This window comes from Pedobacter sp. AC212 (assembly GCF_979258625.1).
Genome location: NZ_OZ409870.1, coordinates 2,299,911 through 2,322,806, shown reverse-complemented (window position 1 = coordinate 2,322,806; position 22,896 = coordinate 2,299,911). Strand labels below are relative to the sequence as shown.

The 22,896-nt window shown below is 37.8% G+C and carries 21 protein-coding genes and 1 tRNA gene; 8 read left to right on the top strand and 14 right to left on the bottom strand.

All coding sequences use genetic code 11. The annotated features are described in order from the left end of the window. Positions 1–36 precede the first annotated feature (36 nt). The 4 genes from ACZZZC_RS10000 to ACZZZC_RS09985 all read right to left on the bottom strand — a co-directional run bounded on the left by ACZZZC_RS10000 (position 37) and on the right by ACZZZC_RS09985 (position 5,742). Complete coding sequence (locus ACZZZC_RS10000; RefSeq protein WP_463487109.1) at positions 37–939, bottom strand: SdiA-regulated domain-containing protein; 903 nt, start codon at positions 937–939, stop codon at positions 37–39. 10 nt (positions 940–949) lie between these two features. Further along, the gene (ppk1, locus tag ACZZZC_RS09995; RefSeq protein WP_463487108.1) at positions 950–2,992 is read right to left on the bottom strand and encodes a polyphosphate kinase 1; all 2,043 of its coding nucleotides are present in this window, start codon (positions 2,990–2,992) and stop codon (positions 950–952) included. After that, positions 2,992–4,209 (bottom strand): Pycsar system effector family protein, encoded by a 1,218-nt coding sequence (locus tag ACZZZC_RS09990; RefSeq protein WP_463487107.1) that lies wholly within the window; start codon positions 4,207–4,209, stop codon positions 2,992–2,994. Before ACZZZC_RS09990 ends, ppk1 begins: the two co-directional genes overlap by 1 nt. 204 nt (positions 4,210–4,413) lie before the next feature. Next, a complete protein-coding gene (locus ACZZZC_RS09985; protein WP_463485813.1) occupies positions 4,414–5,742 on the bottom strand; it encodes a putative sensor domain DACNV-containing protein in 1,329 nt (442 codons plus the stop codon). A gap of 225 nt (positions 5,743–5,967) precedes the next feature. Between ACZZZC_RS09985 and ACZZZC_RS09980 the strand changes: the two genes are divergently transcribed. The 3 genes from ACZZZC_RS09980 (at position 5,968) to ACZZZC_RS09970 (ending at position 6,894) form a co-directional block, all read left to right on the top strand. Then, the gene (locus ACZZZC_RS09980) at positions 5,968–6,252 is read left to right on the top strand and encodes a hypothetical protein (RefSeq protein WP_265800207.1); all 285 of its coding nucleotides are present in this window, start codon (positions 5,968–5,970) and stop codon (positions 6,250–6,252) included. Positions 6,253–6,277: 25 nt separating this feature from the next. After that, positions 6,278–6,481 (top strand): hypothetical protein, encoded by a 204-nt coding sequence (locus ACZZZC_RS09975; RefSeq protein WP_463485812.1) that lies wholly within the window; start codon positions 6,278–6,280, stop codon positions 6,479–6,481. Between the two features lie 68 nt (positions 6,482–6,549). After that, on the top strand, positions 6,550–6,894 hold the full coding sequence (locus ACZZZC_RS09970) for a hypothetical protein (RefSeq protein ID WP_463485811.1): 345 nt from the start codon (positions 6,550–6,552) through the stop codon (positions 6,892–6,894). A 59-nt stretch (positions 6,895–6,953) separates the two neighbouring features. Here ACZZZC_RS09970 and ACZZZC_RS09965 read toward each other — a convergent pair whose 3' ends face one another. The 3 genes from ACZZZC_RS09965 to ACZZZC_RS09955 all read right to left on the bottom strand — a co-directional run bounded on the left by ACZZZC_RS09965 (position 6,954) and on the right by ACZZZC_RS09955 (position 9,001). Further along, positions 6,954–7,571 (bottom strand): hypothetical protein, encoded by a 618-nt coding sequence (locus ACZZZC_RS09965; protein WP_463485810.1) that lies wholly within the window; start codon positions 7,569–7,571, stop codon positions 6,954–6,956. 134 nt (positions 7,572–7,705) lie between these two features. Beyond that, complete coding sequence (locus tag ACZZZC_RS09960; RefSeq protein ID WP_463485809.1) at positions 7,706–8,212, bottom strand: DUF4385 domain-containing protein; 507 nt, start codon at positions 8,210–8,212, stop codon at positions 7,706–7,708. A 12-nt stretch (positions 8,213–8,224) separates the two neighbouring features. Further along, a complete protein-coding gene (locus ACZZZC_RS09955; RefSeq protein WP_463485808.1) occupies positions 8,225–9,001 on the bottom strand; it encodes a DUF72 domain-containing protein in 777 nt (258 codons plus the stop codon). 110 nt (positions 9,002–9,111) lie between these two features. Here ACZZZC_RS09955 and ACZZZC_RS09950 point away from each other — a divergent pair, with 110 nt between their 5' ends. Continuing rightward, on the top strand, positions 9,112–9,456 hold the full coding sequence (locus ACZZZC_RS09950; RefSeq protein WP_056850348.1) for a hypothetical protein: 345 nt from the start codon (positions 9,112–9,114) through the stop codon (positions 9,454–9,456). Positions 9,457–9,532: 76 nt separating this feature from the next. Here the strand turns inward: ACZZZC_RS09950 and ACZZZC_RS09945 are convergent. The 3 genes from ACZZZC_RS09945 to ACZZZC_RS09935 all read right to left on the bottom strand — a co-directional run bounded on the left by ACZZZC_RS09945 (position 9,533) and on the right by ACZZZC_RS09935 (position 10,911). After that, positions 9,533–9,606 (bottom strand) — tRNA-Ile (locus tag ACZZZC_RS09945). A gap of 118 nt (positions 9,607–9,724) precedes the next feature. After that, on the bottom strand, positions 9,725–10,270 hold the full coding sequence (locus tag ACZZZC_RS09940; protein WP_463485806.1) for a 2'-5' RNA ligase family protein: 546 nt from the start codon (positions 10,268–10,270) through the stop codon (positions 9,725–9,727). A gap of 38 nt (positions 10,271–10,308) precedes the next feature. Further along, positions 10,309–10,911 (bottom strand): hypothetical protein, encoded by a 603-nt coding sequence (locus tag ACZZZC_RS09935; RefSeq protein WP_463485805.1) that lies wholly within the window; start codon positions 10,909–10,911, stop codon positions 10,309–10,311. A gap of 286 nt (positions 10,912–11,197) precedes the next feature. Here ACZZZC_RS09935 and ACZZZC_RS09930 point away from each other — a divergent pair, with 286 nt between their 5' ends. From ACZZZC_RS09930 to ACZZZC_RS09915, 4 genes are all read left to right on the top strand, one after another. Further along, a complete protein-coding gene (locus tag ACZZZC_RS09930; protein ID WP_463485804.1) occupies positions 11,198–11,539 on the top strand; it encodes a hypothetical protein in 342 nt (113 codons plus the stop codon). Positions 11,540–11,654: 115 nt separating this feature from the next. Beyond that, a complete protein-coding gene (locus tag ACZZZC_RS09925) occupies positions 11,655–12,659 on the top strand; it encodes an ABC transporter transmembrane domain-containing protein (RefSeq protein ID WP_056850351.1) in 1,005 nt (334 codons plus the stop codon). Beyond that, a complete protein-coding gene (locus tag ACZZZC_RS09920) occupies positions 12,652–14,016 on the top strand; it encodes an HlyD family secretion protein (protein WP_463485803.1) in 1,365 nt (454 codons plus the stop codon). Before ACZZZC_RS09925 ends, ACZZZC_RS09920 begins: the two co-directional genes overlap by 8 nt. A 58-nt stretch (positions 14,017–14,074) precedes the next feature. Continuing rightward, on the top strand, positions 14,075–15,499 hold the full coding sequence (locus tag ACZZZC_RS09915; RefSeq protein ID WP_463487106.1) for a TolC family protein: 1,425 nt from the start codon (positions 14,075–14,077) through the stop codon (positions 15,497–15,499). Between the two features lie 33 nt (positions 15,500–15,532). Here ACZZZC_RS09915 and ACZZZC_RS09910 read toward each other — a convergent pair whose 3' ends face one another. The 4 genes from ACZZZC_RS09910 to ACZZZC_RS09895 form a co-directional block, all read right to left on the bottom strand. Further along, on the bottom strand, positions 15,533–19,444 hold the full coding sequence (locus tag ACZZZC_RS09910) for a hybrid sensor histidine kinase/response regulator (protein WP_463487105.1): 3,912 nt from the start codon (positions 19,442–19,444) through the stop codon (positions 15,533–15,535). Between the two features lie 167 nt (positions 19,445–19,611). Then, positions 19,612–20,688 carry a glycoside hydrolase family 2 TIM barrel-domain containing protein gene (locus ACZZZC_RS09905; protein ID WP_463485800.1) on the bottom strand — a complete coding sequence of 359 codons (1,077 nt, stop codon included), beginning with the start codon at positions 20,686–20,688 and terminating at the stop codon, positions 19,612–19,614. A gap of 36 nt (positions 20,689–20,724) precedes the next feature. Then, positions 20,725–21,771: a glycoside hydrolase family 43 protein gene (locus tag ACZZZC_RS09900; RefSeq protein WP_463487104.1), complete on the bottom strand. Its 1,047-nt coding sequence runs from the start codon at positions 21,769–21,771 to the stop codon at positions 20,725–20,727. A gap of 1 nt (position 21,772) precedes the next feature. After that, positions 21,773–22,855 (bottom strand): glycoside hydrolase family 43 protein, encoded by a 1,083-nt coding sequence (locus ACZZZC_RS09895; RefSeq protein WP_463485798.1) that lies wholly within the window; start codon positions 22,853–22,855, stop codon positions 21,773–21,775. Between the last annotated feature and the right edge of the window lie 41 nt (positions 22,856–22,896).

The following is a 22,896-nucleotide window of genomic DNA, read 5'->3' as shown; positions in this document are numbered from 1 at the left end:
CAGGCGTTTGTATAAAGATAGGATAATTTAAACTGCTTACTTTTTCAGCTTAAACATTAAAATATTTCCGGCAGATAAGTCACCACCTTCGTTTGAGATATAAAGATTGTTGTCCCGATCAAAAGCGATTCCTTCCGGCTGATTGAATGAAGTACCTTTTAATGGATAAGTTGCCTTCACTTTAAAATCAGCATCCGTAATTACCAATAGCTTATTAACCGAAGAAAGAACATACCACTCGCCTGTTGAGCTATTTTTTTCCAAGGCTGAAGGACGGAATTTCAGTTTTGACTCACCTGCCAAATCAGCAATTTCTTTATATGGTAAGGAGAAAGTTCCAGCGGGGGTAAATTTGCCTCCGTCGAATTTAAAAGCGAAAATATCAGTTGCTTCTTTCTTTTCTTTTTTAACCTCTTTAGTTAAAACATATACCATTCCATTACTTTCATCGGCTGCTAAGCCTTCATATTCTGCTTTTGGAACCAAGTCTTTCGTTTTCTCCACGTTTGCTACTTCAGGTTTATTAATTTCTGAAATGGGAAAAGTATGCAGTTCGCCATTACTTTTTAACACGATCACATAATCCTTTACAATCGCTACGTCTTCATAATCGCCTTTTCCTCCAAATTTGGTAAACTTTGATTCCTTATCACTCAAGCCCAAATAGAACAAATCTCCATCTTCATCCTGAATAGCAAAAACCTTACTTGGGTCTCCTTTGTGAAAGACAATACCAGAAATTTCAAAAAGATTTTGTGGCATATTGTATTTAACGGGGTTTTCTAAATCATAAGGCAGATTGGATTTTGCCTCGCTATTTTGAGAAGTTTCAGTCGTTTTCGAATTATCGTCGCGTTTTTCGTTTACACAAGAAACACCAATAAAAGCGATAGCCATTAATGCAATAGACATTGCTGTCTTAGAACCTATTTTATTCATGGGAAGAAAATTAATTTTTATTTTTTAAGTATTGATAAATAGCATGCTGTGATGAAACCTGGATTTGATCGTTTTTAATTGATACATTATCCATGTTTTCATTTATAAAAACAGCTTGCACATTATCCTGTTTTTGAAGGTTGATAATATCTAATAATTCTTGCTTTATTTTTTGATCATAGATGGGAAAGCAAACCTCTATCCTACGGTAAATGTTCCGGTTCATCCAATCGGCCGAGCCCATATAAACCTCTTCAGAGCCAAGATTATGAAAAACAAAAACCCGACCATGTTCTAAATAACGGTCGACGATTCGGATTACCTTAATATTTTCACTCATGCCCGCTACGCCTGGGATCAGCCTGCAAATGCCACGAATAATCATATCAATTTGCACACCCGCAACAGAGGCTTCATATAATTTGTTAATTAAAACCTTTTCTTCGAGGTTATTCATTTTTATGGTAATCGCGGCAGATTTTCCTTGTTTTGCATATTGAATTTCACGCTCAATAAGCGAAATAAATGTTTGTTGCAAATTAAACTGCGCTACCAATAACTCATCAAATTCGATAAAATTATTTGCGCTTGGTTTAACACGTTTGGCTAGAAAAATAAAAAGCAGTTCTACTTCTCGTAACATTTCTTTATTTGCAGTCATCAAAATGTGATCTGTATAAAAACCGGCGGTAGTTTCATTGAAGTTACCAGTGGCAAATAAACCTACGTACCGCATTCTACCCTCAACTTTGCGCTTAACCAAGGCAACTTTTGCATGTACTTTTAAAGCGGTAACACTGTAGATGATATCTACCCCAACCGCTTTCATTTTTTTTGCCCATTTAATATTGTTTGCTTCATCGAAACGGGCCTTAAGCTCTACTAAAACAGTTACTTTTTTCCCGTTTTTTGCAGCGCTGATTAAGGCATTTACAATTTTCGAATCGCTTGCTACGCGATAGAGTGTAACATAAATCTCCTGTACAGTTTCGTCAATAGCCGCTTCATTAAAGAAACGTAAAACACTATCGTAACTCTGGTAAGGGGTATGTACAATGATATCGTTTTTGTAAATAGCCTCGGTTAAAGAACCATCAATAAGATCGGTATTACATATTTTCGGCCAGGAATCATTGGAAAGCTTATCCGATTTTACAGGAAAAAACATCAAATCTTTCAGGTTGTGGTATTGACCTCCTTCTATATTGTTGGCTTTTTTTAGATTGAAGATTTTCTTCACTAAAACCAATACATTAATTGGAATTCCAGGCTGGTGGAGAAAACGGGTAGCTAAACCTAAATCGCGTTTTTGCAATTGCTTCTCTAACTGCTCCGACAAACTTCCGGAGTATTCATCCTTGAGGTCAATCTCCGCGTCTCTCGTTATTTTAAAACTAAAACATCCCGTAATTTCATCATTCGGAAAAATGCGATTTAAATGAAAACGGATAATATCATCCAAAAAAACAACAAAGGTTTCATTCTCCGATTCTACTTTATAAAAACGAAGCAATTCATTTGAGGGAATATTTAAAATAACAGCCTTAGTATCTGAATCTTTTTTAAGTGTAATTAAGAAGTAAAGCTCATTATTAGCTGGAAAGAATTGGGTTTTCTCATCAATAAAAACTGGCTGCAAAAAAGCTAAAACCTGACTTAAAAAATATTGGGTGATTGATTTTTGAATTTCTGCTGGATAAACCTCCCCATAAACGAGATTTATTTTATTTGATTTAAGCGCTGGAATAATACTGCTTTTTAATATTTTCCCGAAGCGCTGTTGCTGATCAGAAATTAATTGATTGGCTCTTTTTAACAGATCTTCTTCGATATGGATATCGTTATCCTCTCTGCTGCTCAATTTTTCCAAAGCTAAAAGTACAGGCATGCGTACCCGATAAAACTCATCAAGATTAGATGAAAAAATTGATAAAAATTTAATTCTCTCAAGTAATGGAACCGATTCGCGTTCGGCTTCCATTAGCACACGTTCATTAAATTTCAGCCAGCTTAAATCGCGGTTAAAAAAAGAAGTTTCGATCATTGCAGCCATTAAAGTTTACCGTAAGCCGCATAAGCGATTACAAATGCAAAAACCGCAGCAATTAACCCCCACATAAAAATATTGTAGGCTAAACGAATTAGTTTATATTTCCTCCCCAATACTACACCTTGCGAATAAACATCGGTTATCAAGGTTCCATAAAGAAAATCTTTGTCGTTCATTACTTTGATCATCCCCTCGGTATAACTAGGCAAGCTCATTTTATAGAAATTACCAAAGAAAAGTAAATTAACCTTCTTATCATCCATATCTTGCTGCGTAAATTCTCCTTTAGGGATGGACGGCCTAGTTGATAAAATAGAAACCACCACACAGGTTAAACTAACAATAAGCAAAATAAATGTTGGAATAATTAAGTTTCCATGATCTTCTAACCTTCTCAGCAATAAACTCACAATTAAGGAAAGCATAATAGAATTTACGGTAATCAGAATGTGGGCTTTATTATCAGCCATATCACTTAAACGCTGGTTATTCGTTGCTGTAATCCTAAACATGGTCTCAATACCTTTGTCTGGACGATCATCTTTACCTTTCTTTTTAACCTTTGACAAATCTATTGCCGGCGCAAAGTTTTTCGGCTCTTGCAATTCGGTATTAATGACCTCCTGAGGCGTTAACTTGCTTTTCAGCTTGCTAATATTGGCTTGCTTCTGGTCGTTAAGTAAAAGAATGGCATAATCAGTTTGATAGCGGTGAGATTCCATAAACTGAATATCTTTTTTTCGCCATTCCAACTTACTAATGTCTTTTTTTTGGATGAGCTCGGCCTCCTTGTGCATGAGCTTTCCCTTCTTGCGAAAATCAGGTAATCCAAGGTGAAACAAATCGGCATCACAAACAATTTTATCGATTTGATTTTTTGGAGATTGAGGTATTTTTGTAGCCATAATAGCACTTTTTACCTGGTCTCTGATTTCGGTTTCCACATTTTGCTCAACCAAAAATTTATCTGCAAGCTCTGCCCCTTTAACTTCATGATTTAAAGCATCATCGTAATAACCCGTATCGTGGAAGTAGGCGGCAACAGTGACCGTAAAAAAATCCTGATCACTAAGCTGATAGTGGTTAGCGATTTGCTGAGCGGCCTTTACTACCTCTTCAGTATGCTCAAAATTATGATAAACCAATCGCGGATCGCTGTGGTTGCGAAAATAATCGCTTACGTACTTTTCTACGTTTTCCTGCAATTGTTTATAGCTCATGAATAGATTCTAATTGTACTAATTTATTTGTTCGGGAGAAATGCATTTTCTTTAAATACTTTAAGGCTAAAATTGTTTGCCAATATTAAATATAAAATTACGCTAAATTTTGCAAAAGTGATGCAGGAAGGTTCAGACTTGTATTAAGCTTTATATTTTACAATTCTATTATTGATTGTGAACGATTTAAAATATCTGAAATATCTACTGTTGGTTTCGCCTGCCCGAGCGGCTGGTTTTATACTGCTGTGTTTTTATATTCTCCCACATAATTAATTTATCTTCAATTTTAGAAAAGGCTCTAATTTCTCCATCTTGCGAAATCACAAAACCAAGCGCCGAAGGATGATTCCAACAGTAGGAAATCATAGATCTGTGTCTGGTTCCGTAATGTTTAGGATCATGCGGTACAAGCGATTTCGGAGTAGCTGTAGAAGTATTGGAAACAAAGATTTTTCGAGGCATTTTCTTCGATCTTAAAACCGCTCCAAAACCATTTGCAACCATGCTTTCATTAAATAATATCACTCCATCTACGCAACTTTGCGATGCTATAAAACTAATAGCGCCTTTAATTTCATCGGCTGTGCCTTTTTTATGGAAGAACAGCTCTGTTTCTTTTTGATAGGTATTTCGGGCAACCGATCTTCTTCCTTTTTTAAAATCACTATAAATTCTATTTTCAACTACATACTGGTCTATGGATGCTTTTGCATGTGCAATCAAGGCCTGTGCAAGCCGATCGTAGTGTATTTTGTATTTAACATCTAAATCAATTGTGTCCGGAGCGATTAAAATTGCGCCACCGTGCTGATAGTTTTGAATTTTCAACAACAGTCGTGAAAAGGTTTGAATCCATAAACCATCCAAAAACTCTTCCCACTCTGTGTATTGTTCCGTTGGATGAACCTGATCGATATATGTTCTTAATGCAACTTTCAAAAAGTCAGCATTTTTCTTAATCATTTTAGATATTGGTCCAATAGTTAGTACGTCCAGGTACCTTTTAACCAGAACATTTTGTTTAAGTGTAGCTAAAAGTTCGTAATCAAAAAACACATGTAGTGTACCAATGTCGCTCACAGCAACCTGAAATAATCCTGGTTGTTCAGAGTACATATCAGACTCGTAGTTGAGAAAATTTTGATAGTGCATGGCCTGATCAATCATTCCCCAAACATAAAGGCGCCCTTTATCGTCAAAATATACTGCCAAAGATGTGCTCGCAGGGTCGGCCGCTTTCGATAGTTTGGCCAATGATTTGGTCGTCATGGGGATTCGTCGATCGAAAGCAATGCAACTCCAGCGCTCTGGAACTAAGTTTGCTGGCGGAGCAGGATCGGGATTATCGGGATTGATTAACGTAACTGTAACTCGGGTCAAATCACTTTCCTCTTTACACATACTAGAGTAAAAGAGACAATCGAACAAATTTTCTAACACGGCCAATTCTGGAAGCAATTGTTTACTCCTGGTAAGACGAAGTTTGTGCTGAACTAATAAAGCAAGATCAATTGGGCGAGAATTTTCCAAAGTGAATGGTTTATCAAATAAACAAAATGAGACCTCTAAAGTTTGTTTACAAACATTAAAGTTGTGGGATAGCTAACAATCTTTCGAATATCATGATGATCCAATAAAATGAATTAAATAGTGATTTTTCATTTCAATAAATCAATTTTCCAAACTTATTTGAAAAGATCATGTTAAGTTATTAGGCCAATTCAGTTCGGTTGCGCTTAATACATTTAAAATTTTATGATGAAAATAAGTGATGAGGGGTTATTGATTCCCAACGATTATTACAGAACCCAATTTATAGATAGTTTTCGAGGCGGCATTGAAGGAGACAACACGATGACCTTTATTGTGAAAGATGATACCGATTTGGTTGTTTATGCCAATGCGGCAAAACTGGTTTGGGAATCTGTTGGAGATTACCCATCAAGCTTTAGAGGAATTGTTCGTACAAAACATGGAAATGCTTTTGCCACATTTGAATATGTTGGCGCTTTGAGTGAATCGGTTTCAGCCGCTGGGTAAATACATTATTTAAAATATATCTATTATGAAAACGAAATTATTAATAATTGGCTTAGCTATTTGTGCTTCGTTTGCAGCCTGTAATGGCAAACAAGCCGATCAGGAAAATGCTGATAAAATGAATCAATATACTGATTCAACATCTTTGGATACGACAACAAAAGATAGTACTAACGCAAACAACATGGCAGATTCTACAACAAATGCTCCCGCAGATGCTAACCATTAGGTAGATAATATAAGACCTGGTAAAACCTTGTGGAGGAAGAAGTGTTTGTTTTAAAAATATTCGATATTATGACTGAAGAAAAAAAACAACAAGCAATAAAATTGTTAAAGCAAGGGTTAGAAACGGTTGAAGAACGTGAATACACCGAAATTGCAGAAGTGCCAACCGAAGATAGCGATCGGTTTGAAGTGAAATATAGTTTTTTACATGATAATGTAGAAGGAATATTCACTGTAGTAGGCCGCAGTAATGAATTGCATGCATCAGATGAGGAAAAAGATTTAAAAATCACCTTACTGAGCGAATTTGCCGAGGACTCTTTACATTACGATTCGGCAACAGCGAAAGAGCAAGTTGATCACGATTTAATTAACGTTGAAGAATATCTGCACCGCCATATTAATGAGGGATAAATATTGAAACAGAGAGGATAAAATAGTTATCTATTTATCCTCTCTGTAATATTAATTTCCTAACTCCTTTTTAGCAAGCCTTTAACAAGGCTTTTCCATTGTGGATAAGAGAAGCCGATTCTCGCGGCTGTGCCTACTATAGCATTTCGAAAGTTATCTAATCCATTACCAGTTTCAAAATTTGGCGATTCGTTGCGAGCATGTTCCTCTGCATACACGAAGTTTTTGATTCGTTTAATTTGAAATGTAGAAGTGGCTCGCGACGTTAAAAAGTGAGCGATTTTTCCATCTGGCTCCAGTGGATGTGCTGATGGACGAACTCTAATAGTAAAAATGTCCTGATCGAAATCTACTTCAGAAAAAACTGCTTCTACATGCACCCAGTCGTAACCCTTTCCTAATCGCGTTCCTGGTCCGGGAATATCAATTCGGATGTAGTCGCCCTCCTCCACTTCACGATCGCAGGCACGGCCAGCATGATCAAAAAGTTTGAAAGATGATAATGGAATACTGGATAACGAACCCCAATTATTTACATCCGATAACCGATGCTTAACAACTTGATAAAATGCGGTAGCTTCTTGTTCACTGTCGAATTCAACATTTTCTACTGCATCTGTTTCAGCTCCACTTTGATGTACTGGAACATGATCTTTTCCGATAATTTCTCTTTCCATTGCGATAAATGTTATCAGTTTTTAACTATCCAATTAATAACACAATCATTTATTTAGAGGCTTTGTTTTATCAAATTAAGTTTTATACCGTCGATGCTAAGAAATTAATCCGCCCAATGAAACTTATATTTAAGCTAACCTAATTTAATTTTCCATTGCTGTTTCTGACTTCGATAATCCGGATCATTCTCTGCCCTTTTCCAAAACCCATAAAATATATCGGCAGCTTTTGCCTTCTCCTCCTCACCAGTGCCACGCTCCAGAGGCGAGTAACCGTTCTTCGCATCGTACTTTTTGCCGCCTTTATAATTTGCATATCTCCTTGCCCGGGTATAACCCATTTGCAGGTATTTCCTGGCGAGATCAGCACCAACAAATTCGTTATTCGATAAATAAGTTTCAAATAATTGATAGATTTTTTCAGCGCTTTCCTTTGCGATTTCCTGATTTTTAAATCTCCAAAGAGGACCGATTTCTGATTTATAAGGCTCGCAGATTAAAACGCCTTGTTCACCTTTTCCAACCTTATACTTTTCTGGATTTTCCCTATAATCAATATCTGGCTTCCAGGCATATTTAGAAACGTCAAAGTCGAGATAGGACGGCGTGGATAATTTTTCTTTTGCTGGATGATCTTTCACGTACATCTGGTTTTAGTATTCGCCGATATTGCTTTCTTCAATCATCGATTGAAGTGTGCTGATATTTTCATGTGCATTTCCCATTGTGTTGTTGAAGTAAATAAAAACTTTCTTTCCTTCCATCATCCAGTCTTTTATATAGCTAGCATATTCAGAAAGAAACGCCTCTTCATAACTCCCTTTATAATTTCCATCAGGTCCATGAAACCGCAAGTACACAAATGAAACATCATTAAACTCCATCGGACTAGCACTGAAGGACTTATCGTGAATAACAGAAGCGAAACTAAATTCGGTTAACAATTCGCTAATTTCTTCAACATAAAGAGATGGGTGCCGTAACTCTACCGCAATCTTCCATTTGTTACCGATATTGTAACTGTGTAAATTCTCCATCAAGCTTCGCAGCTGCGAGAAATCGCCAAGGCGAATACTCGGCGGTAGCTGAACCAACAGGCAACCTTTTTTATCCTCAACACGGTTTATTACGTTGAAAAATTGTGAGATTTCTGCAGGATCAAACGCCAGTTTTTTTTTATGGGTAATTCCCTTAAACAGTTTAAAAGTAAACTTAAAGCTTTCTCCAACTTCTTCCCGCCATTTGCTTACTGTTGATGGTTGCGGAATTTTATAAAAAGAACTGTTAATTTCTATGCTATTCATTAAACTGCTATAATAAACCAGCCTGGATTTGTCCTGAAATTCTACCGGATAGAAAGATTTATTTGGTACTGGCAAAAGCAAACCACTTGTTCCGAGATAATATTTTTCAGTGTTGATGTTGTTCATAAGCTACTATTCAACATCTATTTCGAGGTAATTGTTGTTACCATTAGCACTTTGCTAAACAATTGATTGCTAAAATTAAAACCTAATAAACTTTAATTGGTTATATCATCATGAATGGACTAAGCATACAACAACTTTTCGATCAATACCAAGATATTATATTGGAGGTTGAATTAGCGAAGAAAAATATTGATGAAACGCCATTGAAAGATCTTTCCGAAGAAGATTATATCTCTGCGGATGAAGCAGAAAAATATGTGACCAATTACGCAGAAAGGGAGCGTAAAATGGCGCACTTAGAAAGAGTAAGCCAGGAATGGTCGGAAATATCTGATGAACTTGCCGCCAAATTGTGCATTATTAATACCAAAGTTTTGGTAAATGATAAACGTGATGATACTAAAGCATTAATTTATTGTGTAGATGGAGCGGTTACAGTTGAGGAGATTGAGTAATCTCAAATTGAAATGCTGGTAATAACAAATTACAAAAAAGCCCTTCAGAATAAACTGAAGGGCGACTTTTTGTATGTGGGCCCACCTGGGCTCGAACCAGGGACCAAAAGATTATGAGTCTTCTACTCTAACCAGCTGAGCTATAGGCCCGAAAAACTTTCGTTTTTTTTGAGAGTGCAATGTTACAAATTTGCTTCGAATATTGGCAAATCTTTTTGAAAAAAATTATCGGCTAAATATTCAAAACATTGTATTTCAGCAATAAATTTTAAGCAAGTGGAAAATAATCAACGTGCTTCCAAGGTCCGCCAAGGTACTCCCACAGATCCAAACCTAAGGCACAGCAAGTGAATGGAACAAAATTTTCGGATAGTTTACGGTAAAGTTCTTTTGCCACTTCTGCCTTAACTTTATTTTGAACAGTAACATGAGGCCGATAACCTTGCCTGTCTTGTGCCGTTAAGTTATCCCAAAAATGTTGCGCAATTTTTGATCTAAGGGTCTTTAATTCTTCACTTTCAATTTTATAAGCTACCCCATTGCCTAAAAAACGCAGGGAGTTTACTTCCAAATCAAATTGTTTGACAACCAGGCTTTTCAAAAAATTCACAATGTCATCGTAATTAACCAAATGGTGGAAAAGCGTTAGGTGAGCATTAAGTAAATTTCTTTCTTTAGGAAAATAGGCTTTGCGTTGCTGATCAAAAAAATCTTGGCTTTTTTGATCTATTCTGAGTGTAAGGATGTAAACTGGCATTAAAAAAGCATCATCGATAACAAGTAATTTATATACTGCTAACAGCTGGTGCCTCAAGATGTTTTTCAGTTAGCTAAAGAATAAAGAGAATTCTATTAATTGTTTTTATCATAAAACTTGAAAAAGTCGTTCAATCTGAAAATTTTTGTGAGGTAAGAATAATCTTGATTAACGCGATTATAATTTTCAAAATCCGGCTCTTCATCGTCGATATTACCTTTGCCCATTGTTCTGTCAGGAATAAATAAATCGGTGGTCACTTCAGGTTTGCCTAAAAGCGAATAAATTTCCCGGTCTTCTATTGCATAAGCTTTAAACTGACTTCTTAAATCTTTTTTGGTGTAGATGATATTATAAATTACATACTTTGACTTTGTTGGATTTATTACACCGTATTCTGTCGGATCTAAATATAAATCTGCTGCAACTATGTTATAATCTTTACAGTCAATTTTATGATGACCCATTTCTAAATCGACTTTTAAAAACGTATTTGCTGGAACTTCATACTGCTGATCGTCGATGTTAACTACTAAAGCTTTGTTTGTAGGATTATCAATTAAAGTAGAACCGTTGATTTTTGCTTTCCAAACCAACTCGTAATAGCCGTAGCCAACAAAAGCCAGAACCACGAATAAGAGAACTAAAATTCCGCCGGTGGTTAGTTTTTTGGATGGTGCTGCTGTATGCTCTGCCATATCATTTAATTTTATAATGAATAAGTTTAAAATTTCTGTCGTTAAAAATAACAACCTCCTACATTAAAAATCTCATCCAATTATTATTCGCGGATTTTCAGGACAAATTTGTCAACATTGAGCAGCTATAGCTAGTCTATAATTTCCATTCACTCCTTTTTCTAATCCTGTTTTAATACTAGTATAACATTTAAGTTATCAAACCCTCAAGCTTTATGAAATTGACTTTTGCATGAAGCTTAACATCCGATACAAACATTTTCGCCCCTATCTTTGTATATAAGCGATGATGATGAAGCACCTGAGAAATAATTTTACCAAAAGCACCTTTGGCTTTTTGCTGCTGAGCATGCTGATGTTAAAATTCTTTTCTTATTCTATTTCTACATTCGCATCATCGAATAGTTCATATTCAACCGAAAAAGGCACAGAAGATAATCAAGATAAAGATGAGGAGTCTTTTGAGAAAGCAAAAAAGAAACTTCAGCTTTACGAATCTTCAGCAACTCATAAGGAAAATTTGCATTACATTAACCGGATGTTACTTCCCGCTCAAATGCAAAAAACGAAGCTGCATATTTTTCCGCCCCGAAATGTTCCAACACCGCCTCCCGACTTTTTGATATAATCTATTTGATTTATTTCAAAGAGAATCGATGGACGTGATTAGGTCTCCTGTTACATCCTGCTATCTCCTTGAGTTTTCTGCAAAGCATTTAAACTATTTTTAATCGTTAATATAAATGAAAAATCAACATATTGCCGGTGCACCAACGCCCTGGCAACGCCTAGTACGCATGCTCCATTTGGAGCGAAAAACCATCAATTACATCTATGTATATGCGTTACTAATAGGCTTAATTGGATTATCTCTACCTCTGGGAACAAGTGCAGTTTTTAACCTACTATCTAATGGAGCTGTTTATAGTTCAACCTATATTCTTATCGCAGTAATCCTGGTGGGCATTGTAATCGGTGGAATTTTATTAATTGGTCAACTTACGTTGGTCGAATTTTTAGAGCAAAAGATTTTTACGAAGGCGGCATTAGAATTTGCATTTCGTTTACCTAGGATAAAAAAGAAAGCGCTGGAAGGTGAGAACCCCTCCGAATTAATTAACCGTTTCTTCGATATTTTAACCATTCAAAAAGGCTTAACAAAATTACTGGTGGACATTATTGCGGCTGGAGTCCAGATATTTTTCAGCGTAATTTTGTTATCGTTCTATCATCCTGTTTTTATGGCCTTCGGAACATTTGTATTGTTTGTAATTGTTTTGGTGTTGGTGCTATATTATCGTCGTGGTGTACAAACCAGCATGGAAGAATCGAGCTATAAATATGAGGTGGTAGCTTATTTGGAAGAGATTGCCGGAGATTTAGACACTTATCGCCAAAGCAGTTCGAAAAGAAAGGAAATTATAGATCGCACTGATGAAATTACCGCAAATTATATCCAAGCCCGTAACGATCATTTCACCGTGTTAAGAAACTTTTTTATGAGTGCAGTGGCATTGCGTACCGTGTTAATGGGTGCACTACTGCTAATGGGATCTTATTTTGTAGTAGAAAGACAAATCACTTTTGGCCAGTTTGTGGCAGCAGAAGTGATTATCGTACAAATTAGTTATGCCATTGAGAAGTTGATGACCAATTTAAATACAGTGTTTGATATGGTTACCGGAAGTGAAAAATTAGCCGTTGTAACTGATTTAGAATTAGAGGAAGGAGACTTGAACCATGGGTAAAATTAGCAACAATTTGGCTCAGATTAAAAATTGGGAAGAGCTTTCAACGCATGCAAATAGCAGAATTATTGATGCCAAAGGTTCGAAACGCTTAGGGAAAGTTGCACTATTTGTCCTTGTTTTCTTCATCATCCTCCTATTTCTTCCATACCGCCAAACTATCCCTGGCCGAGGTACAGTTACTGCTTTGAGGCCTGAAGATAGACCTCAAACTGTACAGAATCAAATTGGAGGAAGAATTGAACATTGGGCAGTTAGAGAAGGTCAGGAAGTAAAAAAAGGAGATACCATTTTAGTGATTTCGGAAACGAGCCAGTCGTATTTCGACCCAGAACTACCCACCCGATTAAATGAGCAATTAGACGCAAAACGCGGAAGCGAAACCGCAGCGGCACAAAAAATGGATGCCACCAGATCTCAAATTGATGCATTAAGCGATGGCTTGCGTTTCCAAATGAAGGCTGCAGAAAACAAGGTTCTTCAGGCCAGAAATTACTTAAGCATAGATAGTGCAGATCTTTTAGCTGTTCAAAAATTTTATGAAACTGCAAAAGCTCGTTTAGAACGATATGAAGCAGGTTACAAAAACGGCCTGTTCTCTTTAACAGACATCGAAACCCGTCGATTAAAATTACAGGAAGACAATGCAAAAGTCATCAGCCAGCAAAATAAGTTAGGTAACTCCCGCCAAAATCTATTGAATTCGATTATCGAACTGGATAACATCAGGGCGAAGTATCAAGAATCATTAGCAAAAGCGCAGTCTGATATGAGTTCGGCCATTTCTAGCAGGGCAAGTGCGCAAGGCGAAATCGCCAAATTGAGAAACGATATTTCCAACATTAATGTAAGGAGAAGTTTGTACGTTGTTCGTGCACCACAAAACGGATACGTTGTAAAAACGCTTAAGGCTGGTATTGGCGAAAATATAAAAGAAGGAGAATCAGTAGCCACCTTGCAACCAAAATCGCCTATGGTAGCAGCTGAATTATACGTTAGCGCCATGGACGTTCCGCTAATTCTGGATACCAGCAATGTGCGTTTGCAATTTGAAGGTTGGCCATCTGTTCAATTTTCGGGCTGGCCATCTGTTGCAGTGGGTACCTTCGCTGGCCAAATATTCTCTATTGATAAAGTAAGCAGTCCTGATGGAAAATATCGCGTTTTAATTAGCCAAACCAATCCTGTACCTAAAAATGATGAACCTTGGCCACCGCAGTTACGTCAGGGGTCTGGTGTTTTCGGTCGCATCATTCTTAGGTCTGTTCCATTATGGTATGAAATCTGGCGGCAACTTAATGGTTTCCCTCCAAGTTTAGAAAGAGAACCTCCAAAAAGTTTGACAGATACAAAATAAAGAAGCATTGAAAATGAACATGAAATTGAAAAGCTTTTCTGTCTGCTTAATATGGTTTTTGTTAATAAGCCAAATTGGTGTTGCACAGCTAAAGCCGAATACGGTTGTTAAAAAAAGTTACGATACCGTCCGGGTTTTTTCTTTGGAAGATTTACAAATGCTGGTTTTTAAATATCATCCAATTATTAAACAAGCGGCATTATTAAGCGAAGCTGCACGGGCTAATGTTTTGCAGTCGCTGGGCTATTTCGACCCCACACTAAAAGCAGGCTTCGCCAGAAAATTATTTGGAAACACTGAGTATTATAATAAATGGGATAGCGAGCTAAAAATTCCTTTATGGTTGGCCGGTGCAGATTTAAAAGTGGGTTACGACCGAAACGTTGGAACTTACGTTAATCCAGAGAGTCAAACCAATTCACAGGGTCTTTCGGCAATTGGCATCAGCATTCCATTGGGTCAGGGTCTAATTATTGATGCCCGTAGGAACACCTTGCGCCAATCGAAAATTATGGTGGAATATGCAGAAGCCGATCAACTAAAACAAATAAACAGTGTTTGGTATGGCGTGGCCAAAGATTATTGGAACTGGTATTATGCTTATAAGCAATATGAGTTAATTGAAGAAGGACTTGATTTGGCCGACCGACGGTTTAAGGCATTAAGTACGCAAACCATATTGGGAGATAAACCTGCTATTGATTCGGTAGAAGCTTATATCACCGTGCAAGAAAGAATGATCCAGCGGGCTAAATCAGCAATAGAGCTGCAAAATGCTCGATTGGTTTTGTCAAACCACCTTTGGAATGAAGATGGAAATCCATTGGAATTACCTGCCGACGCTATTCCGCAAAATGCAACCGAAACCCCTGCTAAACTAAACCCTTTAATTTTGGATTCGCTATTGGGTCAATCGGCAAACCAACACCCAGAGTTGGTAAAGTTGCGTACAAAAGGTGCTCAATTAGCCATTGAACGAAGTTACCGCCAGGAATTACTGAAACCTAAACTAAATGTTATTGGTAATTTAATTTCGAATAGAACCAGTTTTAATAGTAATATTCCGGGTTACTATGATTTTAACTGGAGCAATTACAAGTTAGGGATTGAATTTGCCTTCCCGTTATTTTTACGATCTGAACGTGGTAAGCTTAGAGAAGTAAAAATAAAACAGCAAGAGCTAAATTTTGAGCTGCAGCAATTTGGAAGGGAAATTAGAAATAACATCGTAGCATCATACAATGACGTTGCTGCCTACTCCGCTCAATTGGCTCTTCAACAAAAAAGTATAGAGAATCAGCAAGTTTTGGTTAACGGCGAAAACCAAAAATTTACACTCGGGGAAAGTAACTTGTTTTTAATTAACAGTAGGGAAACAAAGTTAATCGACATGAAAATTAAACAAGAAAGTATGATTTCTAGTTACCAAAAGACGATAGCTGAGCTTTACTACAAAGCGGGTACAAGACAGCTACAAAATTAAAACAAACAAGTTTATTTCGGGATATTCCAATAGTTAATCTACAGGAATATCCCGTTTATATTTTTCAGCAAACTCTGTTGGCGTGAGTTCAAATTGCGTAAAAAAGCATTTGCTAAAATACGAATGAGAGTTGAAACCTACCATGTAACCAATTTCTGAGATCGTGTATTCTTGTTCTACCAGTAACTTTGCAGCTGTTTTTAGCCTAATCAATCGGACAAACTCATTCGGTACGTGGCCGGTTTTAGCTTTAATTTTCTTGTATAAACTCGATCGGCTTAAACCCACTTCCCTACCTAAATCTTCTACTGATAATTGTGGGTCGGAAATCCTGGCTTCGATTATCTGAGTAATTTTTTCCAGGAATTTTTTATCCCTATTGCCACTGATTAAAATTTCAGTTCCTTCCAAGGGGCTTTGAGCAAAGCGTTGCCTCAAATTCGATTGCAGCTCCAACAGATTCTTGATGACTAACGAAAGCTGTTTCCACTTGAATGGTTTTGAGATATAAGCATCTGCCCCACTTTCCAAACCCTGTATTTCTGCATCGGTATTGGTTTTAGCCGTAAGCAGCACTACGGGCAAATGGCTGTAATCAATATCATTTTTTATGATTTTACAGAGCTCAATCCCGTCCATCACTGGCATCATCACGTCAGAAATAACTAAATCGACCTGATGATTATCCAGTTGTTTTAGCCCCTCTTTTCCATTTTTTGCTTTTAAAGTATGATAACCTTCAGCAATAAAACTTTTCACCAGAAAATCTAACAATGATGGATCATCTTCTACTACCAAAACCGTTTGTCTGCCCTCCCGATCGTCATTTAAAGTGTCCAAGTCATCGGTGATGCTTATTTCGTTTTGAATAAACGGAATCAAAACGGTGAAAGTTGTTTTTACACCCTCGGAGCTTTGCACTTCTAACCTGCCGCCATGCTTTTCCGTTAATGATTTTGCCAAAGCAAGGCCAATCCCTGTTCCGCCTAAGTTTGTATATTGATGTTCTTCTGTAGAAACCTTGAAAAATTTCTTGAAAATCGAGTCCAATTGTGCTTTTGGAATCCCAATTCCATCATCCTCCACGCTAATGGAAATCATTTGTACGCCGTTTTCACTCGTGTACAAATCGTTAACTTTTATTTCCAGTTTCTCTCTTGCAAATTTAAACGCATTGATTAATAAATTGCTCAATATCTTCATTAAGGCCTCAGGGTCGGCGTTTACTTCTAATGTTTTGAAATGGCTTTGTACAGAAAACGCTAATTCGCGTTTGGTAGCAATTGGCGCAAAGCGATCGCGGATGCTGTTTATTAAATAAATAAGTTCAATGGGTTCTGGGTGGATTTCGAAAATATCACTTTCAATACGCCTGAAATCCAATAGTTGATTAACCAGAGTGAGCAACCGATCTGAATTTTCTTCCATCACCTGTAACTGGCTCAAGCTTTCCGCATCTTTCTCCTTTCGGGATAAGAGCCTTTCTAGCGGAGCGATAATCAACGATAATGGCGTACGGATTTCATGCGCCATAGCCGTAAAAAACTCTATTTTTTGTTTGTAAAAATCCTGCTCATTTTTATTTTTAAGTCGCTCAAGCTTAATTTCATTGCGCTTACGTGCTTTCGTATAAACATATCTTCGCAGCCAAAAAGCACCCGAAACAAGTATCAGAAAATAAAAAATGTAAGCCGGTATGGTTTTATAAAATGGTGGCAGAATGGTAATTTTAATGCTGGAAATCTTTCCCGTATCTGCGCCTAAATCATCAATTACTTTCACCTGAAAGCTATATTCACCCGCTGGAAGATTGGTATAAGTTGCCTTACGCTGACTTCCCACGTTATTCCAGCCCTTATCAAAACCTTCCATTTTAAATGCGTATTGCAATTTGTTAGGCGCTATGAAACTCAAAGAGGCATATTCGATACTCAAAACCGATTGATTGTGGTTTAACACCACCTCATCCGTATAATTAATGGAACGTTTTAATGGACTGTTTTCATCATTCAGATCTAAATCTTTGTTAAATAACTGAAAGTTGGTAAGAGAGACTTTCGGGGTTGTTGTACTGCTTTGAACCTGGTTGGGATAAAAAGCATTAAAACCATTTATACCGCCGAAGTATAATTTGCCCGATGAATCTTTGTAATACGCCTTGTAATTATATTGCTGACTTTGAAGATTATCCCATTTACCAAAGCTCTTTTTTGCCTTCGTTTTAGGATCAAATTCAAACACCCCGTTATTGGTAGAAAACCACATTTTACCGAAATTGTCTTTTACGATACCATAAATTACAGCACTTTTTATCCAGTTTTCATCATCGTACGATTTAAACTTACCTGTTTTCTTGTTCAGTACATTAAGGCCGCTTCCATCAGTTCCCAACCAAAGATTGCCTTCTCCATCATCGAGTATACAAATTACCTTGTTCGAACTTATAGCGCCTGGATTTTTCGAGTAAGCATATTGCTTAAGTTGATTATTCGGATCCATCCGAATCAATCCATTGTCGTAAGTGGCAATCCATATAATATTGTCTGTATCTTGATAAACCTGATAAATACAGCTCTTTTCCAGGTTCTTTCCTTTTATTCTGATGAATCTGTCATTTTTTTCATCATAAAGATTCAAACCTGAAATGGTGGACACCCAGATTCTACCCTGCCGATCTTCTTCTATCGAATAAACACTGTTGTCACTTAAGGTATTGGCATTATTCGGATCGCTTTTGTATCTTTTTATCTTCCCCGTTGATGGATTTAAGACATTTAAACCTCCTGTGTACATCCCAATCCAGATATTTCCAGATTTGCTTTTGTAAAGTGCATGAATATTGTGGTATGAAAGACTGTCTTGCCCTGCCGAAAACGGGAATTTCTTAAAAGTTTTATCAGCACTGTTAAAAAAGTTCAAGCCACCATCTTCAGTTCCGATCCACATCTGGCCGGGTTTAGTTTCTAAAAATGCACTTACCGCATTTCCAGACAGCGAATTTTTAACTCCCGATGGATAATAGAATTCAAAACCTGAGCTTCCCTCGTGGTAATAATTCAATCCACCAAAATAGGTTCCCACCCAAATACCACCTTCTTTATCTTTAAAAACGTTGTAAACGGCATCGTCGTTAATACTGAAAAGATCGTTATTTTTGTTTTGATAAACAGTAAAGCGATTATTTTTCCGGTCGAAGATGTTTAGGCCTTTTTCGGTGCCCAGGCAAATGTAGCCAGGTTTGGGTTCATAAATCGTGCGAACAATATTGTCGCTTATCGAGTTTCCGGCAGATTTTTGATAAATGGTAAACTGATTGGTTTGATGATTCCATAGGTTTAGACCGCCTGCCATCGTACCGATCCAGATATCGCCGTTGGCATCTTTATACAAATCAAGAATTACGTTGCTGGATAACTTTGATGTTGAGGAGGTGGTGTAATGGCGAACTTGGAGTGTTCTGGGGTTCAAAACATCGATCCCCTTTCCGTAAGTCCCCAGCCAAATGTCGCCGGTATTGTCCTGCAAAATTTTTGGCACTTCGTTCGATGAAATTTTAATACCCGAGGAAGTGGAGAAATTGAGTAATCCCTGTGTTTTCGGCGCATAACAGTAAATGCCCTTCTCCTTGGTCGCAATCCAAATTTTCCCATCTTTGGATCGCATGATATCGTTTATGAAAAAATTTTTGAGCGGTTTAAAGAGCGTAAATTTCTCAGTCTCTAAATTGAAAACATAAATACCTTCATCTGTTCCAATCCAAAATGTTTTTGAATCATATTTGAAAATTTTTCTGATGAAGTTATTGCCTATCGTGCCCGGAATCCCTTTTTGGTATTGAAAAGACTTGAAATCGTAACCATCAAACCTGCTTAAACCATATTTGGTTCCAAACCACATATAACCCTGATCATCTTGCTCAATATCCCAGATTGTATTGGCACACAATCCATCACTAACGGTATAATGCCGAAAAAAAATCTTTTGGGCAGATCCATTTTCGGTCAGAAAAAAACTAAAAAAAGTAGCAGGGCTATCGCCCTGCTTAGTTTTTCGAATTTCATATAATGGCTAGATAGAGCACACAATATAGCGATCTTTGCTGTGCAGCACCACTATTTTATATCATTAAGTTTTTTGATTACTTCAACCTCTTCCTTTTTGTAAGGTGTTCCATCTTTTCTAAAAACTTCATGAAACCATTCTTTAGGTTCTTCGCCATTTGGAAGTGGCGTATCCCAGGCATATTTGGTATTTGATTTTCCATCCACCAAACCCCAGTTAATGGCGCCGATATTTTCCTTTTTCAAAATTGGCATCACCGTTTCAAAGCGGCTGCCCCTGGTACGAGCCATGTATTCGGTACAAATCATCGGCCTGCCATGAGATTTTAACATATCGATAACGCGTTGATGCCATTGTGGTTCTTCATAGTCGTGGTAAGTAATTACATCAGAATTTAAGGCCTGGAAGGCGTTCAGCTCTCTGTAATCCCAGGCCCAAAGTCCGGCACTAATTGGCTGCTCTGGATTTACCGCTCGTGCCCATGTAAACACCGCCTTTAGTAAGGGATATGAGGTGGTCAGCTTACCAGAGTTTCCTGGCTCGTTGTACAAATCCCATAGCAAAATGCGTTTATCAGTTTTAAAACGGCTCATTACATCTTTTACATATTTCTCTAAAGCCGGAAAGTTTGCCTCATTTTTTGAATCTGGGTCGCCTGGATCCTGAACCCATCCCGAATTGTGAATACCCGGTTTTGGGGCAGGTTGCTTGCCGATTTTCGCTTGCTTGTTCCAGCAATCATCAAAAAACACAAAAATGGTTTTGATCTTGTGTTTATCAGCAATGCTGAGATATTGATCCATTCGCTTTTTGAAGCCTTCTTTATCTTGTTTCCAGGCCAGGCTATGTAAATATACCCTCATGGTATTAAACCCGATGCTTTCTGCCCAACCCAATTCCTTATCGATGGTTGCCGCATCGAAAGTATCTGCCTGCCACATTTCCAACTGATTGATGGCTGTGCTTGGCAAAAAATCCGCTCCGTTAATCCATTTATATTGTTTGTACCAGGCATTTGCCTTTTCTATCGACCATACCTTTCCAACAACCGGTGTAGTTTCCTGAGCATGAGCCAAAGTGCTGAGACCCAAAAAAATTATTAATAAGTAACTGAAATATTTTTTCATGATGTAAATTTTAGCAGGGCTTTTAAGCCCTATTAATTATTTAGTTTGTGATGGAATTTGCAACTCCTGACCGCTTTTTACAGGAACCCCAAAATTTGGAGAACCATCGGCATTCCAGGTAAACTTTTGTGCTCGTGGCGATCGTTGTCCGCCGCAGCCTTGTCCGGGTGCCGAGTTTGCATGATATAAAATCCAATCTTCTTTCCCATCAGGAGATTTAAAAAACGAGTTATGCCCCGGAGCGTAAACGCCATTTTCTGGTGATTGCTTGAACACTGGTTGCTGGCTTTTTTCCCAGGATGAAACATCCAAGAGATCCTTTCCTTTCAATGTGAGCATTCCCAAAGCATAAAAATCAGTCCAACAGCCGCTCGCCGAATAAATTAAGAAAACCTTGCCTTTGTTGAACAAAATTTGCGGTCCTTCATTTACATCAACATGTGGCGGATTGCCTGGATCGTTTAAATCACCGTGTTTTTCCCATTCAAATTGTGGTGTAGAAATTTTATGTCTTGCGCCATCAATTGTCCAGGGGTTTTTCATTTTTGCAATGTATATTTCCTGTTTCTGGTTGATGTCTCCTTCCCAGCCAGCCCAAACCATATACAACTGTTTTTTGTAGGTAAAAACAGAACCATCGATAGCCCACTTATTGGTTGCATCGCCCACTTTTCCTTTAAAAACCCATCCTCCTTTTAGCGGATCTTTTGACGAGTTTTCAAGCACATACATTCGGTGGTTTTTGTTATTGCCATCATCAGCAGCGAAATACACATACCATTTACCCGCAATAAAATGAATCTCTGGTGCCCAAAGTTCTTTAGAATAGGCCGTATTTGGCGGTGGAATAAAGATGGTTTTCTTTTCGGCCGTTTTTAAATCAGCCAGATTTTTGGTTTTCCAAATCACCAGTTTATTCTGCATAGAATGGGTATAATAATAATAGCCATCTTTGTAAATACTCCACGGATCAGCACCAGAAGGCAGCAAAGGATTGGTGAAGGTTTGCGCCAAACCCAACTTTGCAACCAGAAGGATACAAACTGTGAGCGCAACCTTATAGATTTTATTTTTTTTATTCATATTACTTTTCTCCTGATGGTCTGGCAATTTGTAATCCTGTTGCTACAGGAGTACCGAAATCCGGACTTCCATCTGCTTTAAACGTAAATTTTTGCATCCGCACATTTCTTAAATCAGCACAACCCTGATTGGTTGCAGAGTTAGCATGATAAATGAGCCAGTTTTCCTTCCCATCCGGAGATTTGAAAAACGAATTATGCCCTGGGCCAAATGCATTGCTGCCGGGTTGTTTACTAAAAACCGGAGTGGTAGATTTTGTCCAGTCGGCTTTTACCAAAGGATTTCCTCCCGCTTTTAAACTGAGCTGACCCAACGCATAATCGTCCGTTCCGCAATAGCTGGCAGAATAAATGATAAAGGCTTTGTTATCTGGCCCTATTAGTGCCTGCGGCCCTTCATTAACCCCAAATCCATTTTTTTCCCAGGCAAATTCTGGCTCGGTTAACTTTGTTGCCGTACCTTCTAGGGTAAAAGGATTGGTCATTTTAGCGATGTAAATATTTTGTGTCAAATTCACATTCGTTACATCGGGACGCCCGCACCAAATGAAGTACCTGTTGCCATTAACTTGAAGAACAGAACCGTCAATTGCCCAAAAATCAGCACTTGGACTGAAAATTTTCCCTTTATCTACCCAGGTTCCGGTTGTTGGATCAGGACTGCTATTCTCCAAAACCCAAGTGCGCTGAGTTTTATCATCACCACTACCTGCAGTATAATAGATGTACCATTTACCATCGAAGAAGAACAATTCTGGTGCCCACACATTTCTAGAGTTTGCAGCACCAGCAACTGGAGTAAATACGGTTTTTGGTACAGCCGAACTTAGTTTAGACATTGCCGTGGTGCTCCATAAATTGATGGAAACGCCATTGGTTTGCAGATAATAATACACACCATCCTTTTGAAATACCGATGGATCCGCACCGTTCATTAAAGGATTGGAGAATGTGCTAGCCGCCACCGGTGGTTCAGGGTCGATGGGTGTTGGATTACTTGTTTTTCCGCAGGATAAGCCCATTGAGACCGCAATCCCCAACCAAAGCAGGTGAATTTTTAATCCTTTTGATGTTGAAATATTCATATAGGTGATGTTAAAAAGGTTAGCAGCTATACCGCTAACCT

What these genes read in the sequence shown, in the direction of transcription:
- ACZZZC_RS09965 (WP_463485810.1), bottom strand. Translation starts at nt 7,571, where the DNA reads ATGGAAAGAGAAATTATCGGAAAAGATCATGTTCCAGTACATCAAAGT.
- ACZZZC_RS09990 (WP_463487107.1), bottom strand. Translation starts at nt 4,209, where the DNA reads ATGAGCTATAAACAATTGCAGGAAAACGTAGAAAAGTACGTAAGCGAT.
- ACZZZC_RS09900 (WP_463487104.1), bottom strand. Translation starts at nt 21,771, where the DNA reads ATGAATAAAAAAAATAAAATCTATAAGGTTGCGCTCACAGTTTGTATC.
- ACZZZC_RS10000 (WP_463487109.1), bottom strand. Translation starts at nt 939, where the DNA reads ATGAATAAAATAGGTTCTAAGACAGCAATGTCTATTGCATTAATGGCT.
- ACZZZC_RS09930 (WP_463485804.1), top strand. Translation starts at nt 11,198, where the DNA reads ATGATGATGAAGCACCTGAGAAATAATTTTACCAAAAGCACCTTTGGC.
- ACZZZC_RS09905 (WP_463485800.1), bottom strand. Translation starts at nt 20,688, where the DNA reads ATGAAAAAATATTTCAGTTACTTATTAATAATTTTTTTGGGTCTCAGC.
- ACZZZC_RS09925 (WP_056850351.1), top strand. Translation starts at nt 11,655, where the DNA reads ATGAAAAATCAACATATTGCCGGTGCACCAACGCCCTGGCAACGCCTA.
- ACZZZC_RS09935 (WP_463485805.1), bottom strand. Translation starts at nt 10,911, where the DNA reads ATGGCAGAGCATACAGCAGCACCATCCAAAAAACTAACCACCGGCGGA.
- ACZZZC_RS09970 (WP_463485811.1), top strand. Translation starts at nt 6,550, where the DNA reads ATGACTGAAGAAAAAAAACAACAAGCAATAAAATTGTTAAAGCAAGGG.
- ACZZZC_RS09895 (WP_463485798.1), bottom strand. Translation starts at nt 22,855, where the DNA reads ATGAATATTTCAACATCAAAAGGATTAAAAATTCACCTGCTTTGGTTG.
- ACZZZC_RS09975 (WP_463485812.1), top strand. Translation starts at nt 6,278, where the DNA reads ATGAAAACGAAATTATTAATAATTGGCTTAGCTATTTGTGCTTCGTTT.
- ppk1 (WP_463487108.1), bottom strand. Translation starts at nt 2,992, where the DNA reads ATGGCTGCAATGATCGAAACTTCTTTTTTTAACCGCGATTTAAGCTGG.
- ACZZZC_RS09920 (WP_463485803.1), top strand. Translation starts at nt 12,652, where the DNA reads ATGGGTAAAATTAGCAACAATTTGGCTCAGATTAAAAATTGGGAAGAG.
- ACZZZC_RS09950 (WP_056850348.1), top strand. Translation starts at nt 9,112, where the DNA reads ATGAATGGACTAAGCATACAACAACTTTTCGATCAATACCAAGATATT.
- ACZZZC_RS09980 (WP_265800207.1), top strand. Translation starts at nt 5,968, where the DNA reads ATGATGAAAATAAGTGATGAGGGGTTATTGATTCCCAACGATTATTAC.
- ACZZZC_RS09955 (WP_463485808.1), bottom strand. Translation starts at nt 9,001, where the DNA reads ATGAACAACATCAACACTGAAAAATATTATCTCGGAACAAGTGGTTTG.